This is a genomic window from Vibrio tapetis subsp. tapetis (genome assembly GCF_900233005.1).
In the GTDB taxonomy this organism is placed as follows: Bacteria; Pseudomonadota; Gammaproteobacteria; order Enterobacterales; family Vibrionaceae; genus Vibrio; species Vibrio tapetis.
In genome coordinates this window covers 1,386,136-1,405,798 of record NZ_LT960612.1, presented here as the reverse complement: position 1 = coordinate 1,405,798, position 19,663 = coordinate 1,386,136, and the positions used below count along the sequence as shown (strand labels likewise).

Genomic DNA, 19,663 nt, shown 5'->3' with positions numbered 1-19,663 from the left:
AATTAGCTAGCGTCTTTATGATTCCTGTACTTAACTATTAGCAAGATATAAAACTGGTTGATGGAAAACAGTATGTCAAAGAACGTAGAGAAAACACGCAGTAAGAAACATCAAGACAAAAGGCACAGTTCATTAAGCGAAAAACGTAAGTTACGTTTGCACAAAATTCGCCAAACTGGACCTAGCCGCCTCAACATCCCGTTGAGATCACCTTTGATGCTAGTTTTACCGTCATTCCAAGCTGCTACGTTTATCAATGAGCCCGATTCCGCTATTCACGATGAAAGTAGTCAAACTCCAAATCCTAATGCGGACTCTCAACATTCCGAGTCGATAGCTACAAGCCTTTCTGAAGAGGTTAAACCATCAAGCCATGCCGCCCTTGCTCAACAAGCCTCCCAAGTAGAACACCCTAGAACTCAGGCACTGGCTTCAGAAGATCAACACAACGTTAGTTCGAATAACAAAGTACAATCTTCCCATCACCTTGCTACTAGTTTCCCCTCTATAGGTACTGGTAGCCCAGCGACCAATTCTACGACACCAGTTTCGACTGTTGCGCCAACCACCGCTCAACCAACTATCCATCCCAGTACTCAGAATTCTCCTTCTATCTTAAGCAGTAATCAGGCTCATATTGGAGGTATAGATTCAGGGACAGTCACTGAGGACACCCAGTTAACAGTATCTGGCACACTAAGTATCATCGACCCTGATGTTGGCGAAGCCTTGTTTGCAAGTAGAGTTGTTCATGGAAATTTGGGGGTACTTCACCTAAACAGTAAAGGAACTTGGGTTTACGATCTGGATAGCAGCAACCCTGCAGTTCAAGCGCTTGCCAAAGGCGCAACGGCAACTGACACCATCACCGTTCAATCAGTGGATGGCACGCAACATCAAGTCACGATCACCGTGAACGGGACAAATGACTCAGCGGTGATTTCTGGCACTCATTCTGGGGCGGTCACTGAAGAAACAGCGCTAACCACATCAGGTCAATTAAATATCACCGATACCGATACGGGCGAAGCGCATTTCTCCGACATTAACATTGCAGGCTCACTCGGTACCCTACACCTCACAGACAACGGGGCTTGGCGTTACGATCTAGATAACCGTAACCCAACGGTTCAAGCGCTTGCCAAAGGCGCAACAGCAACTGACACCATCACCGTTCAATCAGTGGATGGCACGCAACATCAAGTCACGATCACCGTGAACGGGACGAATGATGCGGCGGTGATTTCAGGGGATGTCACCAAGACGTTTAATGAAAATGCTCTATTTGACACGAACAAACACGACCTCGCTACACTCCAACATGCAAGAACCCTTTCTGGGACTCTGACATCTCAAGATATGGATCATGGCCAAACCAATCAATTCCAACCTATTCACAATCAAATGGGACATTATGGTTCAATATCACTAGATTCAACTGGGCATTGGCAGTATCAACTGGCACCAAGCGAGGGGCAAACGGTTGATGAGCTTGCTCAAGGAGAACATATAACTGAATCCTTTTCCGTTCACGCTATTGATGGGAGTTCTAAAACCATTACTCTCACATTGATTGGTGATAACGATAATGCAGCCATTCTTGATGTGGGAAGATCGCATCTAACGATTACAGAAGACAATGCAAGCAACATCGACCAACTTGGTTTATTAAGAGCATCAGGTCGAGTAGATGTTCAGGATGTTGACGATCGAGGTCAATTACATCAACAAACTTTCTTGACCGATGAAACCGCAAAAACACCCCTTGGTGGAATTTTTACCGTAAAAGGTTACAGTTGGGACTACCAAATAGATCCGAATAATCCCAAAGTTCAAGCCTTAGCCGCTGGCGAAACTCTTATAGAGAAACACACCGTCACATCTCTTGATGGGACTGCCACACATGAAATATCAGTCACCATTGTAGGGACGAATGACTCGGCCACCATCGGTGGTACGAGCTCCGCTCATTTAACAGAAGACAAAGTGATATCTGCAACTGGTCAACTCACTATTACCGATATCGACCATAACCAAGCCCATTTTTCTGATACAGATATTCAAGGGGCTTTTGGCGTGCTACACCTTAAAGACACTGGCGAATGGACTTACCAACTCAATAACAATGACCAAAAACTTCAGCAACTCTCTCAACATCAGCATGTTAATGACTTCATAAACATACAATCTAATGACGGTACTCCACACCAAATATCCATCTTAATTGACGGTACGAATGACGCAGCCGTCATCACGGGCACCACCAGTGCAACGTTAACTGAAGATCAAATTTATGGCATGCAATGGCTTTTATTTAATGGCCATATGAAAGTATCCGACGCGGATATGGGAGAGGCGCATTTTGACCCTATATTACATGCCCATAACATTGCAGGTATTGGTTATACATCATCTCTAGGAGCAAGAGTAATCGTTACCTCTGATGGTGATTGGCACTATCAACTGGACAACAACATCACACAAGTTCAAACACTAGGCCAAGGCCAATCTTGTTTAGATAGAGTGACAATACACACATTAGATGGAACCGCTCAAGAATTACAAATCACCATTACTGGAACCAATGATACACCAACGGTCACTGGTAGCCGAGCCATCCCGCCTGGATCCGAAGATAATTCTATCCGTATTACTCAAGCTCAATTGCTTACAGGTGCAAGTGATATAGACGCCAATGATCAAGGCCTACTTCATGTAGATTCTGTGCTCGCAGATAACGGAACTGTAACCCACAACCGTGATGGATCATTCACCTTCCGGCCAAATCCTGATTACAATGGCCAGGTTAAGTTTAGCTATGATGTGCTTGACCGGCATGGAGGGGTGACCCACGCAGATGCCACTACTACTCTCTCGGCTAGTAACGATTCAGCAACGCTTGAGGCTTCACTTTCATCCAATACGGTCACCGAAGATCAACTCAAATTGGGCAGCAATACAGATTTATGGTCAGGATGGAATAATCTCGATATTAAAGACGTAGACGCAACGACAGAGGCCAAGGTTACTCACATTGAGGTCAATGGCGTACAACACGCAGTGCCAGTAAACTTTGCAATGAACCTAGCCGGTGCTCATGGCACATTTAACTTCACTCACGGTACAGATGGACACGATAAATGGAGCTATACGGCCAACAATACCCATTCGGAAGTACAAGGTTTAAGTCACGGAGACTCCCTTACCGACAGCATCACATTAATCACTGTTGACGGGACTCGCATTCCTCTAACTGCAACAATCAATGGCACAGATGACCATGTTGTCATTGACACGCCTAATGCCCTTTCCTCACCGTTGGGCAAAGCCATAGAAGATGTAACCACTTCCGTATCAGGGACATTTAATGCCCACGATCTGGATAATCAAGATACCGTTTCTTTCAAAGCTGGTGACACCATCGGTCACTATGGCACATTGCATGTCGACACAAATGGGCATTGGCATTACAACTTAGATCCACACAAAGCTGACTCTCTTCGTGCTGGTCAGATCCACGCTGAAGGGTTTGATATTACTGCAGTGTCTACCGACGGTTCTCAAACAACACAGCGCGTACAAATTAACGTTCAAGGGAGCAACGACCTTGCAATTGTCTCGGTCGCATCCACAGAAAATGTCACCGAAGATGGATCACACAGCAGCCATAACAACGGTAGAACCACAGAACTTGCCAACGGGCAACTTAACGTTATTGACCCGGATAGTGGGCAAAATAAATTTCAATACAGTCAATTTGGCGAATCTGCCGTGCATGATCCATTTGCCGGGATGCTGCGAATAGACAATTCAGGAAGCTGGGGATATAGCGTCGATAATGCCAACCTTCAACGGCTAGCTCAAGGGCAAGTCGAAACGGTTGTTTACCGAGTACACAGTTATGACGGCACTGCTTACGAATTGCATATTGACGTAATAGGAACTAATGACGCTCCTGCCGCCATCAAAGTCGCATTAACCGATGGGATAGAAGATACTCAGTATCAAATGCAGGCTAGCCAATTTGGATTTACTGACGTCGATAGCGGTGACCAATTGCACTCTATTGTATTAACTGATTTACCACCAGCAAATCAAGGTAAATTTGTTTTCGACGGGCATGATGTAGTGTCAGGCCAGCGCATCACAACCGCAGATATTATCAAGCTGCAATTTGTGCCCGCTCAAGACTTTAATGGCGACGTATCGTTCAAGTATTCCGTTAGCGATGGGCGTCTTGATTCAGCACAAGCGACCAACACTCTACACATTGCTCCCGTGGGCGATGCCTCTGTTGTTACCGGAGATAACTCTGACTCAATAGTAGAAGGAAACCTCAGTGATAACGTTACGACAAGTGGCCAGCTTTTTATTACCGATCCTGATGCCGGTGACAACCCAAGTTTCCCCTACCTTTCATCGACAGCGACCACCTACGGCGATATTCAAATGGTCAATGGAAAGTGGACTTATACTCTAGATGAAAGCAAGGTTCAGCATTTAGACCCAGACAACCCATCAGTTCTCGATCATTACACATTCACCGCAAGTGATGGCCACACTCAAACCATTGGTATAACAATCAAAGGATCAAACGATAAGCCAATCATTGAATCGGCTCATGCTGCGCCTGCAAATACCTCTCCAGCTCTAAAGCTTCAAGATGTGAACGTCATCTCCGACCCAACTGGAGCCAATATCGACATCGCGCCTACTGATGCAGAAAATGCACAACGGTGGGGAACAGATAAAACCGGAGCCAGCTCTGGTATTAAGTTAGTTGGTCTATATAAACCTGGATCAGATCATAACTGGGTCACGCACCCTGCCACGACATCTACCGCACATAGTGGCCCCGGAGGCTATAACCGAGTAAACAGCCATGACTGGTGGGCTCAAAATGGCATTCCAGATACAATAAACACCGGTTCAGGTGGCGCTAGCGGCCACGGTAACGCATGGTCTGGTGGTGTCGTTGTTTTCGAAGACAGCGCAGGTCATCAAACCATCGGCATCGTCAACCGAGTATGTACTGGTGGCGGTAGTGAAGTCGATTATCTTTACTATCACACTTATGAGAACTTACGGATTGGCCATGCCGCGTATAGTGGTTCAGGTACTCCCGGTGAAACGATCCATATCATGGATGGCCATACCCAACTCGCTTCAATTATTGTCGATAACAATGGCCACTGGGAAGTCGCAGGCGATCATTTACCTGACGGTTCTCATACCTTACATATAGAAAATGGCGCTGGACAGAAATCTTCCGAAATGGTGGTCAACGTTCAGGGCACTACCGTAGATAACGTCACTCCCGCGGGAATGTATGCTGAATTGAAAGAAGACAGCGGACAAACGACGGTCAATGGTGAGCTAAGGACTTCAGATATAGACAGCGGGGATACCGCTCACTTTGTCACTCAAACTGATCACGGAACCCAATACGGACACTTCTCACTCGATGGCAATGGGCATTATCACTACACCTTGGATAACACCAACCCTGTAGTAAACGCTCTTGGTATCCACCAAACATTAACCGAAGTGATCCCCGTCACTTCTACCTCAACAGATGGTACACAAGTCACTCGAAACATAACTATCACCATTCAAGGCTCTGTCGACAGCCCAGTACTGACAGCCACAGCTCCCGATGCACAGCAAGGCACGCTAATGGCACTGACGCTCAATGTTGACAGTGCTGACACTGGGGGTGATACAGAAGATATGCTGATAAAAATCAGCGGCCTGCCAGATAATGCTGTTCTCAATCATGGAACACACGATGCCCGAGCTAAACTATGGGTGTTGCATAAATCAGATTTGAATGGACTCGAATTAGATCTTAAAGATCCGAGTTTCCATGGCGATTTGCACTTTAGCGTAACCGCAACCGCCTCCGCAGGAGGTGAAAGCCAATCAACCACTCAAGCTGTATCTCTATTTGTGAACGCTCCACCCGCTGTGGCCTCAAGTGTCTCAGGGACAAAAGCTGAAGACTCTGGAATGGGTGCAATTAACTTACTGGATGGTGCAACCGATCCCGACTCTGGCGATGTTCTCTCTATTGGCAACCTTGCCTATCAAATTGGCTCAGGCTCGGTTTCCACGGCAATACCGTCATTTCTCACTTTAGCTCGCGATGGACATACATTAATCGTCAATAGCAACGCCACTCAATTCCAACATCTTTCCGACGGAGAGTCTGAAACCATCACAGTTACCTACAACGTTGAGGATAGCCACGGTGGACATCTTGCTCAAAGCGCAACCATTACGGTCACAGGCACTAATGATGCAGCTCAAATCAGCGGCCAAACCAATACTGATGGGAGAACTCATATAACCGAGGATATTCATGTTAGTCGCAGCCATATGGTGTCTTCTGATCAGATGAACTTGTCAATTCATGATCTAGACTCAGGCCAAAATTACTTTATCCCGACAGGGAAAAATACCAGTAATAGTAATGCGACCTCATACGGTGTATGGGTTGACGGGGATAAACATATAGGGGAATTTATTCTCCATGCCTCTGGCGAATGGTATTTCAGAGCGAATACTAATAGTCCTACTATCGATCAACTCGCTGCCAGTGAAAAAATCATCGACACGATTACCGTACATAGCGCCGATGGTACAACTCAATTACTTACTGCAGTAGTGTACGGAAGTAACGATCAACCGAGCATCACAGCCCAAGTCATTACGGCAACCGAAGATGCTGATTACCAATTTAGCGTTGCCGATTTTGGCTTTACGGATAAAGACAGTTCAGACAAGCTTGACCACATCACCATTTCCTCTCTCCCCGATGTACTAGAGGGAAGAATGCTTCTTAACGGGCAAGTAATATCTGCCAATCAAGATATCAGTCGTGGTGATATCGCGAACCTGATATTCCGACCAACAGCTAACTTCCATACAACCGGAACAAACACAGTGCAATTTGGGTACACCGTAAATGATGGTATCAGTGACTCCCAACAAGCGTCAGCGCAGTTAACCGTCGATAATGTCAACGATGTACCAGTTGTGACTGGCCCAACCTCCGCACATACGACTGAGGATATTACAGGCGGATTAATCATTACAGAAAGTCAATTACTATCAGGTGCAAGTGACCTTGACGGAGATGCATTACACGTCAACTCACTTAGTGTCGATCCAAGCCAAGGTAATATTATTGACAACCATGACGGCACATGGACGTTTACCCCTGGATCCAACTTCAAAGGTACTGCCGACATCCACTATAACTTGACCGATGGGCAATCAACGATCAATAACATAATGGCTATAGCAGTAGATCCGATTACAGACAAAGCGAATGCGCAATTAAGCTTTACAACCGAGCAACAAGTCCTGCAATTCTCGGCCAATAGCAGTGGCGGAATGACCAATAACGGACAGCTTCAAACAGGTGGTAATATTGATAACCTTGCTGTGGAGTTCAATATCATTGGTGGCCCTACTGCTCCTCCTGCCGGGATTAATGGCCCTACTTTCGTCAGTTATGGCGTTGCAGGTACTAGCCAAGACTTATTCTACGTTTGGAACCCCACTGACCTAACAATCCGAATTGACGGCCACGAATATAAAACAGGCATCAGCGCCACAGATGGTCAAACTCATCGTTATTCTGTTCTTTGGTCGTCTAGTACCGGGCACTTGGAACTCCTGGTTGACGGCAACTCAAAATGGAGCCACTCAGGGCCAGTCGCTCAGGGTTACCATTTAACAGGTAATGGGATACTCGCTGTCGGTAATGACCAAGATCATTACAACCTAGAAACCGGCTCGCATGTTGATCATGGATTCAGTCGCGCAGATGCGTTTCATGGTCAAATTTTCAGTGTGTCTTTGGCAAACGTGCCTGTTACTGCAGCCCAACTCAAGTCAGCCCCACTCTCTACCGTCGTAGATAAAGATACCGGTTTGGTTATCGACGTCAGGGCAAACGCTGCAGGCCAGTTCGTAGACACCACGGGGCATCACCAAATTACAGCAACGGCCGATGTTCAAGCACACGCTACTCTAGTGGATGCCAGCGTGGCAATTCCAAATACCGATGCACTGATCCATCTAAACCCCAATGTTACCCCACCACAAGACAGCGATGATATTGTCACACGCATTACCCTAACAGGTTTAATTAAAGGTACGATACTCGAAGACAAACACGGCCATACTCATACTGTTACTGGCCCAACAGAAATGTTGGATATCAAAGACTGGTCCATGACAACACTGACGGCTCAACTGCCTGGCGGTAACAAACAAAACATGCATATTGGTTTAACTGTTACAACGCAAGGACCTGACGGCACTACAGCAACAGACAGTCATTTCCAAAGCTTAATCTTAGACCCGACACGCCCAGTACCCAATGCCATCATCACAGGCATCAACCAAGTCCAGACAGACGAAGTAACCTCCGTAATAGGGCAGCTAACGATTACCGATACCGACAGTAGGGACGCACATTTTGTGGCGCAGGTTCTTCCAAGTACTCACGGAGAATTTACGATAGCGGAAAACGGCCACTGGGAATTCACACCCAATAGAAGCGCCTTAGCCCTCACTCAAGGTCATAATGCAACAGACGTTGTTACAGTAAAATCAGTAGACGGAACAGAGAAACAGCTAAGCGTCACGTTAATTGGTAGCGATACCGCACCAACTGCCGTTCTGACTGATTTCGGTGCTGCAGAGGCAGGCACACCAAGAATCATTCAAGCATCGACTTTGTTATCAACTGTCACTGATGTAGATACTATGGCATCAAGCCTTTCGGTTGTCGTTGGCTCGCTGCATTCTGCACATGGCAGCTTTTCGCCTAATCCAGATGGCAGCTATCAGTTTATACCGACTGCTGGTTTTGTTGGACAAGATGTTGCAGTTGATTATCAAGTCACTGATGGCACCAATCGGGTTGATGTGCATGGCATTGTGGATATCAATCCACCGCTTGCAATCACACATCTTTCTCATGATACCGGCACCAGCAGTACTGATTTTATCACCAGTGACGGACGCCTTATCGTACATGGCACTGCGGTGCCTGGTGCTCTCGTCTCTGGTTCTAGTTTGCTCCATGGGCTCACCGCCATTGCGGATAAAAATGGGCAATGGGCCTTAGATGCGAGCAATATTGACAGAGCCGATGGCCATTACAATTTAATGGTATACACCAAGCATGCAGACGGCACGTTCGGTATCATCAACCATCTCGTTACCATTGATACTGCTAAACCAACCATCACGATTGCCCCTGTTGCCCATGATGATTGGGTCGATCACCAAGAACACAGCCAAGATGTTCTCATTGAAGGTTCAACAACTCATGTCGCTGACGGTGACATTGTATCTGTGACTCTGGCAGGTCATCATTACACGACACAAGTTCAGCAGAATCATTGGCAGCTAACAGTACCTTCGGCAGAAATTAGCCAAATCGGAGACAACGCCTATAGCGTTCATGCGGAAGTTTCTGCTACGGCGACCGGAGACAACGCACAAGTTCAAAGGCACATTATTGTGTCGGCAGACCTGTCGACCTTGATTGCACCTGAACACATAGCGGAGGATACGAAAACTTCTGCTGCAGGTAGTCTATTCACTCCTAATAGCTTTAACTTGATTACAAGCACGGGGCTACTTCAAGGTAATTACGGATCACTTCAGATCAACGCTGACGGTAGCTATCACTATCAACTGGACAATACAGATTCAGGTATCCAAACTCTGGGGGCATCAGCAACCCTTACTGATAACTTCTTTGTTACGTACACCAACCCACATGGCGACATCAAACATGCAGTACTCAACATAGGTATTCACGGAACCAATGACGCTCCAACGCTCACCGGGACTTTTGAAATATCTCGTTCAGTGACTACTGGCTCTCAGACTAAAACTCACTCTTATGGCTATATTGATATTAATGATGCCGATCAAGGCGATACCTTGCTTGTCGAGTACATCGATAAAGGCGGAGTCGCTCATCAACTGAACATATCTGATACTCATAATGAGAAAATCAACGTCCAAGGAATCGGATATTTCGATATTGAGTCATCCGGTAAGTGGAATTTCACTCTGAGTCATAGTGGCCCCGAACGTACGCACATGAATCAAGAGATCGCCTCAGGTAAAATTCACACGGAAAGTGTTATTCTACGAGTCACCGACTCAACAGGAGCAAGCAGAACAGAAACTTTATCGGTTCATATTGGCGATGGAAAAACAGGCCCTCAAATTTTCGGCGCATCCGAATCCGTTGTCACAGAAGACAAAGTACTCAGCTCTCATGGATTGTTAGACTTGTTAGTCCATGATGTTAAAGTTGCGACTGGCGTCACCTGGGCTCTAAAACCTGGCAGCATGCCACTCTACGGTGACCTAACTTTTCACCCAGACGGTAGTTGGGAATACACCGATCATAATCAAGATCCTAGTGTCCAGTCTTTGGCACAGGGAGAGCGGTTAGAAGAAAGTATCATTGTGATTGCCACCGATACAAATGGACACAGTGTGGAACAAACCATGAAATTGGCGATCATTGGAACAAACGATGTTCCCGTCGTCGGGCACCCAATATCCGCAACTACTGGTGAAGACAGTCTGCTCACGATTAGCAAAGCGGATCTTCTCGCTAACCTTCAAGATTCAGACAGCAAAGATTCTCTCGATGTGACGAACTTACATCTTATTGGAGGCGGCACAATCACACCGCAGGGCGACCATTGGGTCATTCATCCAGATATTAATTTCAGCGGTAATCTTCGCCTTTCATATTCGGTGACAGATGGTCACGTAAATGTTGATAGCAGCATGGCTATCCATATCACAGCAAATGCAGACACCCCTACCATGGTATTTACCAAGCACGTGGGCGATTTAACTTCACCACTCGATAGTATGGATATACAGGGGCTAGAGAATACCGATCTTGCTCTTAATATTAACGTCAGCAGCCCTGATACCTCAGAAACCTTAACGGTAGAAGTGTCTGGATTACCAACTGGCACTACTCTGTCTGCCGGCCATGAACACCTTGGCATATGGACCATTGCCCAAGCTGATCTAACCAACTTAACGCTTTCACCGCCCGCAAATTACTCCGGTAACTTTGACATTCAAGTAAAAGCTATCAGCCATGACGGAACTGATACCGCCGAAGTTTCACAACAGATCACCGCTCATGTCAATGCAGCTCCTCCGCCGCCAGTTCCAACTCAGGCCGATGAGCCAGACCCACAGACCATCGAAGACTTGTCTTTAATGACTGACAATGTCGCTAGTCGGGCAAGCACTGATCTGCAACCAACGGGGGCATCTGCCTACCTCCAAGCGTTAGGGATTCATTCGGATAAACTCGGTGATGAAAACGTACAGCCGCAATCCGCTCCGGCAGATATGGACTTGGTTTTTGCTCAGTCAGATGAAACACACGGCGCATTCCATACTGCTCAGGATGCCGACGCATCAGATGCTCTTGAACACGGCTCTCAACAGCATGACCATGACCATGACCAACAGAATAACCCTCAACATGATGATCTAAACAATATGAATGACTTTGATCCCAACAACTAGTCAGCCATCATATACGGCCCCTAGGTTGACACTAACTACAGGGGAATAAAAAGGAACGCATCACGCGTTCCTTTTTTAATTCAGCTAAATTTTAAACAGTGCTTTCTGCTTAGCGTTCACCAAATGCGACGCTTACATTTGTAAAAATAGGCTTCCACAAATACTGGAACACGGATTTCTCGCCAGTCGTGATGTCTACTTCCCCAGTCATGCCTGGTAAGATGGCAAACTTCTCTGCGTTATCACGAAAATAAGGCTTATCTACGGCAATGATCACCTCATAATATATGTCGCCTTTCTGATTTTGACTGGTTGTCGGTGAAATACTCTCGACCGTACCTTTCAACGCCCCGAAACGGCTGTAATCAAAGGCATCAACCTTAATTCTTGCATTTTGTCCTTCAGTAACAAAACCAATATCTCTCGGAGAAAGCTTGGCTTTAAAGCTTGCCTTGCCCCCTATAGGAACAATTTCAACAACGGTTCCACCGGGTTGTATCACCGCGCCGATTCTAGTGCTTGGAATACTCTGAACTAGGCCTTGTAAAGGGGAGCTTACCAGCGTATTCGTCAATTTAGCTTGGCCAGATTTCACTCGCGCTTTTAATGCTGATAATTCAGATACCGCTTTAGAAACTTGATTGCTCACTTCAAGCTTTTCTTCAGCCAATAACTGTTCGATCTTTTGTTCAATAGAATCTGCTTGTTTCAACAAAAGGGCTTTCTTACCTCTTGCTTGTTCAATTTCCTGCTCGATACCGGCAAGCTTCTCTCTCATTTGCAACACTTTAAGTTTAGAGGTATTCCCAGCCTTCAACCCTTTTTGTAGTATCGACAACTCTTGCTGAGATGCAACGAGTTGCCTGCGATAAGAAGGCAGTGTTTTTTCGACACTACTGAGTTGCTCTGCGAACTGTTCATTTTCTTTTTCCAAGACAATCCGTTTTTTGAGGTACACCGATTTCTGAGCACTTAATTGAGCCCTTTGTTGGCTAACAATCAACGGGTAATTACTTTCGTACTGAGTGAAATCAGGTTCTCGACTTTCTATTAGCGAATTCATGCGTTCAATACTGACTTGCAAAGAGACTTGCTGAGAGTTTAGTTCTTCCAACGCTGCTTGTTGAAAAGTCGCATCAAATTCCACCAAAGGTTGGCCCTTATCAACTCGCTGCCCTTCTTTGACCAAAATGCTGCGCAGCTTTCCCCCTATATCACTTTGAATAACCTGCTTTTCACCCTCGGGGATCACGGCACCTTTCGCTTTAGCAATTTCGTCGAGCTGTGTGGTTACCGACCAAACGATAAACGCTAGCACACAGAAACAGACGGCCCAAGTTGCGACAGAAAGCGTTTTCCGAATCAACTTAGACTCAACCACATCACCATACATGTTATTATCCATTCGCCGCCTCTGCATTGCTTTGTTCAGCTTCAATCGGTCCTGCGTAAGCAACCGTCCCTTCATTTAGTACCACAACCTTGTCTGCCAGTTTTAACAAATCTGGATCATGTGAAGAGAACACCACCGTCGTATTGCCTCGCTTACGGGTAATGAATCCTGCAAACACATCTTTCGCAAGAGGGAAACAATCTGGAACTGGATTATCAAGTAAATAAAGTGGGTACGGGTAAACGATCGCTTTTGCATCAATAAGAATATGTGCCGTGCTCCCAGACAATGCTTCGAACATACTGTCGGGCATTACTTGACTCATCTCTGTATCCAATCCGTTTTCCAAAGAGCTTAACCAAGCTCCTCCTCCAACCCTTTCAATTGCTGTAATCATGTTACCTTCGTCGATACCATGACCATCATCTAGCCACTCACGTACCGATAAAGTAAGTAAGTCAGGATAGCTTGCCCGTACAAAACACCAATGACGGTAAAGCTGAGGATCATATTGATTCAAGTGCACGCCATTCATCTCAACCAGCCCATTTTGAATCGGTTGCAAGCCGGCCAAAATTTCAATTAAAGTCGACTTGCCCGAACCAGACGGCCCGGTAATCGCAACCACTTCCCCTGGCTCAATATCAAACCCGACTCCACTTAACGCTGGTTTACTCTGCTTCGGATAACGCAAGGTCACTTGCTCAAGCTTGAACCCGGGTGCGGTAGATAACAACGGATGATGTTGATAACTAAACCCTCTCTCAGAATTTTGCTGAAGCACTCGATTAACCTGTAACTTAGATTGATTAAACGACTGGAGCCTCATAGCACTGTTTGCTAATAGCTGAGCAGGGGCGGTCACTTTAGATATCAACATCATAGAAGCAATCAACCCACCAGGCGTAAGCACTTGCTCGAATATCAGCCCAATGCCTAACCCCATAACAGAAAGGGTAGCGCACACGTTTATTACATAGAACATTGAGGTATATCGGCTCTGAATCACCGCCTGTGAAAAACTGACTTTTGAAGCCAAAAAGCTCGCCTTCTCAAACCGAACAAGCCACGTGGGAAGCAGTTTCGTGCTGCGCATAAAAGCCAATTTCGATGTAAATTCATTCAACATGTTTTGCCGATTGGTGCCAGCGACAGTCGATTGCATGTTCCGCTTTGAACTAACGTTAATCGAACGCTTAGCTAACAAAAAATAGCCTAGCAACGCGCCAAGTGGAACCAATACCAACCAGCCTCCAAGTAACCCGATAGCCAAAATAAACAGCAGCACAAATGGAATATCGAACAGTGCACCACCAAGAGGCCCAGACAAAACCCCAGACAAGCGATCGGCCAATAATATTTGGTTTTGCTGGCCTGCCGTCGCCATTTGCTGATTAACCGTATAAGGGTTTCGCAATAATTTCTGCACTAATGCCTGAGATATCTCACGACTCAAACGATTAGATACAGACGCAAACACACGGCTTCTTAACGTTCTTAACAAGCCCATCATGCTAAATAATAGAGCTGCACCAATGGCTATACCCTGTAGCTGATGCCGCGCGTCACCACCGATCACGTGATCGTATATAGACATGGTGATAAAAGGGATTGCTAGCGCAAACAAGTTAGTAATGAAGCTCACTAACAAGAGTTTAGGAATAAGAGGCCGAAACGCATGCAGGCGATCACCAACCCAATCTGAGCTGGCTTTTTCTCTAGGGGCGTCCTCGATGAGAATAAAGAACTTTGCTCGCTCTGGCTGTGTATCATCCAAAGCTGAAAAACGGTTTCCCTCTATTTTTCCGATCCTTACGTGCAGGTCATCTATTACCGATAAAACAAGTTTGTGCTCGACCGAACGAGCCGCTTTTTCATCGGGAACCAGCGCATAAGGCAACTCTAAACGGTCGAATAAGCCAAACAGTGCCTCTAGGTCTTCTATCCCATTTTCGTCAATCCACTGCTGAGCAAAAAGCTGGACATTGGTGTTCACCTCAAGCTTTTTCAGTACAGATAACGCGAGTTGCTCTATGTTTTTCATACTGCATCTCCTGTTTCTTGGACAATTGACTCAACACACAGTGTTTTATTCGCCAACGCCGTAAGCTTAGGGTGATAAGAAACCAATAAGATCGTTCGACCTTTTTCTGATTCATTTAAAATGGTTTGAGCTAATTTTTCCATTGCGTCCATATCAAGAGACGAGTCTGGCCTGTCTAGAAGCACTACTTGTGAGCTTGAAGTAAAAGATGCCACCAAGTTTGCTAACTTGATGTACCCCATACTAAATGGTGCAGATCCGGAATGACCTATTTGTGTTTCGAGCCCATCTGGAAGCTTAGTGATTGCCGCATCCAGACCTAACGAATGAGTAAAATGACTGACTTTGTCGATCGCATTTGGATCAAAATTGCACAAGTTATCCAACACTGATCCAGCGATCAGTTGCCCCTTTGAGCCACAATAACGGCTGTTTGCCATTGCGGAAGAAATACTGGAACGCTCACCATTTAAATAGACGTGATCTTCAATTACGGCATCAATACCGGCCAAAGACGATAGCATTTTGCTGTCTACGTACCTTTCTTTCGATTGCAGCAACACGATGTCGCCTTTTTCTATTTCACCTTTAGTTTGATATACGCCGTTCAAAAACCGAGTCGAAGCAGACTCTATTTTGAGTGACTCGAATTCGACATCGGATACTGGAGCATTTAATATTGGCTCCATCAATTCGATGTTCTTGATGGCAGATTTTGCTGTCTGCATACTATTAAGCTTCACCTGAATTCCAACCAAAGCGCTCAATGGTGAAATGGCTCGACCAGACAAAATCGAGCACGCAGCTAAGCCGCCAGTGGTAAGCTCACCGTTTAAGACCCACACACTACCCGTGATGACCAAAATGACAGACGTACCGAGTGCCGCCAGCTGAATACATTCTTGAGCGAAAGCATTTTGCTTTTCCTCTTCAGCCTTGCTGAGATATTTAGCCTGATTCAAACGTTTAAATTGACTATAAACTCGGGATTCAACCGCCTGCCTTTTTACGCCTTGAACCGTAACAACCAATAGAGATAAAAAGGTCTTCCTTTCCATCTCATTTACAGCCGCTCGTTGGCCGAGTAATCTGACATTGCTTGATGCAAACCAGACGACCCCAATCGTGAGCAGCCAAACAACCACTGGAACAAGAACCAGTTCACCACCGATATACCCAACTAGGCCTAAAAAGATCAATGCAAACGGCAAGTCAATAAATCCAGCAAGTACCCCTCCAGAGTTCCACTCTTTAGCTCGAGTTACTGCATCAATCCCTTCATGGACACCGCCCAACCCCAACTTTTGAATATCCTGAGAGGACGCATATGAGATACGCTCTACAACAGAACGAAATGTGGTTTTCTCAGTATTACTTGCCGCTGCCGCTAATATCCAACTTCGAACAAATCGTAACAAACCTTCCATCAAGACAGCTAATACTGCGCCTGTAATGAGCAAAGACGCCGTCCCATAGCTTTGATTTGGAAGAATCCGATCGTAAATTTGTAATACTGTTAGAGGCACGGCTAAAGTAAGCAAGTTAATGAGTAATGATGGCAACAGAGATTGTGCTATCACATCTTTCGAGAGCGAGGAATTTGCAGGCATATCTACCCCTTATACATTCTGATGCATTAAGGGTGGTATACAGTTAGACATATTTCAAGTAAGCAGCTGTTTTTAATATATTTGCTTGAACGAGATATCATACTTTCACCGCTTTGTAAGGCCTACCAGCTCTATGCAGTAAACTAATAGATATTAGTCAGCATGAACGCACTAGGTTGACCTCTTTAAACACAAGGCTTCATTCAACTATTTGAAGGCTTTTCCATCATCGTGAAACAATATCATCGCGAAACAAAAGCCCCGCCACTTCATTTGCTTCAACTGGCATAGAAAAATAATCACCTTGTAAGAAATTGATACCAATGTCATTGAGCTTTTTCGCTTGTTGTGCGGTTTCAACTCCCTCAGCGATGACTTGAAAATTCAGCGTTGACCCTAACTGGGCAACCGCTTGAATAATATTAACCCCTCTATCGTCCATATTGTGAATAAAGCTTTTGTCGATTTTTACAATATCTACGCCTATATCCAACATGCTAGACAAGGATGAATACCCCGTACCAAAATCATCAATTGAAATTCGAGCGCCTAACAATTGTAAGGCTTTGACTCCTTTCAAAAAGGTGTCTTTATCCTTGGCAAATACCGACTCAGTAATTTCTATATTCAATTGACTCGCAGGAAAGCCAATGCCCGACAGTACGCCTTCTACTTTTTCGATAAAATGCTTATCCAACAATTGAGTAACCGACACATTAATGCTTAACGTCAATTGGTTATTGATTTCAAGATACTCTAAGCTCTGCCGACATGCCGTTTCTAACACCCAAAGTCCAATAATTGAAATCAGCCCATATTGCTCAGCGATAGGAATAAGCTCGGACGGGGAAATGTCTTCCCCATCTACCTGCCAGCGCAACAGAGCTTCCAACGAAGTGATTTCGCCACTATGAGATCTGACAATGGGCTGGAATACAACTCGTAACTCATCACGGCTAATGGCATCAGATAAACGGTCACTTAAGTAATGCTCTCTCAATAGACGCATTCTAAGTGACTCATCAAAATAGTTAACCTTGCCCTTGCCGTGCCTTTTCTGCTGGTACATGGCCATATCAGCACTTTGAATTAAGCTGTCGAGATCTTTGCCATGTTTCGGATATATCGATATACCGATTGTTGCACCAACACTTGCTCGGTATTGAGAGGTTACATGAGGTTTGCTGACTTCTTCAATGACCTCTAACGCAAATGCCAAAGGCTGGTTAACGCTGCTTAATTTCTTGAATACGAGAAACTCGTCCCCACCCCAACGGCATTTATTGAGTGGGTTTGGGCAGAGTTTCGTGATTCTTGCTGCCGTTCCCCGAATAACACCGTCTCCAACTTCATGCCCCATACTGTCATTCACCTGCTTAAAGCCATCGAGGTCAATAAAATAGAGAGCGAAAGAGTCATCGGGTTGCTGTGCCAATTCGTTTTCTATGGTTCGGATAAAGGCTTTTCGATTTAAAAAAGAGGTCATAGGATCTAAATTAGATAGACGGTAGATCTCTTCGGTTCGTTCTTCTACTTTTTTCTCCATCTGCTCTAACAACTGAACATTCTGATACTTGAGGCGAATTGCTTCGAATGTAAATGTGGCGGATTTATTGGAAGACAGCACCATCACTATGCAAAACAGCAAGCCCAATACTCCAAGAGTTTGGTAGCTTGCGATAGTCGAAAAAGAAAGGAAAATAGAAAAAGGAGCGAGCAAAACAACGCTGTAGAAAATGGCAGTCACACGGCTACCAGACAATATATTGGCAGCACCACCTGCCATTGCTGAAATCAAAACCATTGTTGATGTTAACTCTAAGGCATCAGAAAACGGATAAAAATACAGTATGTAACCACTCCACATAAACGAAGTGAGCACGACCCCTGACGAAAATCTGTAGCGATCTAATTTAATATTTTTTACACATTCTTGATCACTTTTTTGGCGATAACGAACGGTGTCAATGGCTCTAAGTGTTAATACCAATAGCATTATTACCCACCATATACTTTTTTCAGAGCTAACATCGTTGCCAAAGCCAAACACTAGCGCCGTGCTTGCTATTGCTGATATCGTTAAGCCAGCAACTGTATTGCCATATAATAGACGCGTTGCTTCTAAGCGTTCATTATCAGTTTCACTAAGGTTCAATTTGTCTTTTTGTCCTAACGCCATCAACGCATACCCCAGCTAGACTTCCATAGACTGGATGCCAAAGCTAAACAATATCTTCCACCCGATCTGGCTCTTTTTTATATTGGCCTAATTCCCAGAGTGACTATGTAATCAACTAACTTGTGCATTAGTAAGTATAGATACAGCAAGGTTGGTTTCGCGTTAAAAAGACGGTTGCTCGTTCACACTTCCGAAGATCCAATCTGATGGTTAGAGCCTAATTTCTATACCTAAGAATCGAAAATAATCCGCGGTAACATTGTCGAGTTATTAGAAAGTCACTCATTAATGGTCTAATTAAACTGACTGAATTTCTGATCGATAAGCAGCTTGAAGTCGGCTTTCTGATCGTCATCTAAAACATTGTAGATTTGGTTTTTTAGGCGCATTTCTTCTATCAGATAGCGTTTTTCTTTTTCTTGAAAGGTATCAATCAATTCAGATAATTGCTGCTCTTTGAAGTCCGGTTGTACCATCAAATCGAGTTGTTTCTTTCTTGCCCTAAGCAATTCACTCATATCGATAGGTGTTTGGCTCTGCTGGTGCTTTGCAATCATTGTTCGGATATGAGCTTCCTGCTCATCAGTTAACCCCAGGGTAACGGTTAACTGACCAAATTCATTTACCACTTGTGTCGGAGCAGTTTGATTCACTTCTGACGCAACGCTGTGATAAGGCAGCAACATGCAAGCACTAAACATAAATGTGTTAAGTAGCGGTTTTAAATTCATTTTTCATTCTCTTTGATAAACGTTTAAGGGTAGATGTCGTTAAAAGAGTTTGTTGACATTCAACTTGAAAATAGACAGATAGCAAAGTCAGGATAGGCAACT

At 45.0% G+C, this 19,663-nt stretch carries 6 protein-coding genes; 1 reads left to right on the top strand and 5 read right to left on the bottom strand.

All coding sequences use genetic code 11. The features are described 5' to 3' along the window. Positions 1 to 72 precede the first annotated feature (72 nt). Positions 73 to 11,604, top strand: a complete 11,532-nt coding sequence (locus VTAP4600_RS23305) for a VCBS domain-containing protein (RefSeq protein WP_172443214.1) — start codon at positions 73 to 75, stop codon at positions 11,602 to 11,604. 109 nt (positions 11,605 to 11,713) lie between these two features. Here VTAP4600_RS23305 and VTAP4600_RS23300 read toward each other — a convergent pair whose 3' ends face one another. From VTAP4600_RS23300 to VTAP4600_RS23280, 5 genes are all read right to left on the bottom strand, one after another. After that, positions 11,714 to 13,009, bottom strand: coding sequence for an HlyD family type I secretion periplasmic adaptor subunit (locus VTAP4600_RS23300; protein WP_415239692.1), 1,296 nt, complete (start codon positions 13,007 to 13,009; stop codon positions 11,714 to 11,716). Next, positions 13,002 to 15,041: an ABC transporter transmembrane domain-containing protein gene (locus VTAP4600_RS23295; RefSeq protein WP_102525091.1), complete on the bottom strand. Its 2,040-nt coding sequence runs from the start codon at positions 15,039 to 15,041 to the stop codon at positions 13,002 to 13,004. Before VTAP4600_RS23295 ends, VTAP4600_RS23300 begins: the two co-directional genes overlap by 8 nt. After that, complete coding sequence (locus VTAP4600_RS23290) at positions 15,038 to 16,651, bottom strand: ABC transporter transmembrane domain-containing protein (RefSeq protein ID WP_102525090.1); 1,614 nt, start codon at positions 16,649 to 16,651, stop codon at positions 15,038 to 15,040. Before VTAP4600_RS23290 ends, VTAP4600_RS23295 begins: the two co-directional genes overlap by 4 nt. 226 nt (positions 16,652 to 16,877) lie before the next feature. Further along, positions 16,878 to 18,830, bottom strand: coding sequence for a putative bifunctional diguanylate cyclase/phosphodiesterase (locus VTAP4600_RS23285; protein ID WP_102525089.1), 1,953 nt, complete (start codon positions 18,828 to 18,830; stop codon positions 16,878 to 16,880). Positions 18,831 to 19,123: 293 nt separating this feature from the next. Further along, complete coding sequence (locus VTAP4600_RS23280; RefSeq protein ID WP_102525088.1) at positions 19,124 to 19,561, bottom strand: Spy/CpxP family protein refolding chaperone; 438 nt, start codon at positions 19,559 to 19,561, stop codon at positions 19,124 to 19,126. Positions 19,562 to 19,663: the final 102 nt, after the last annotated feature.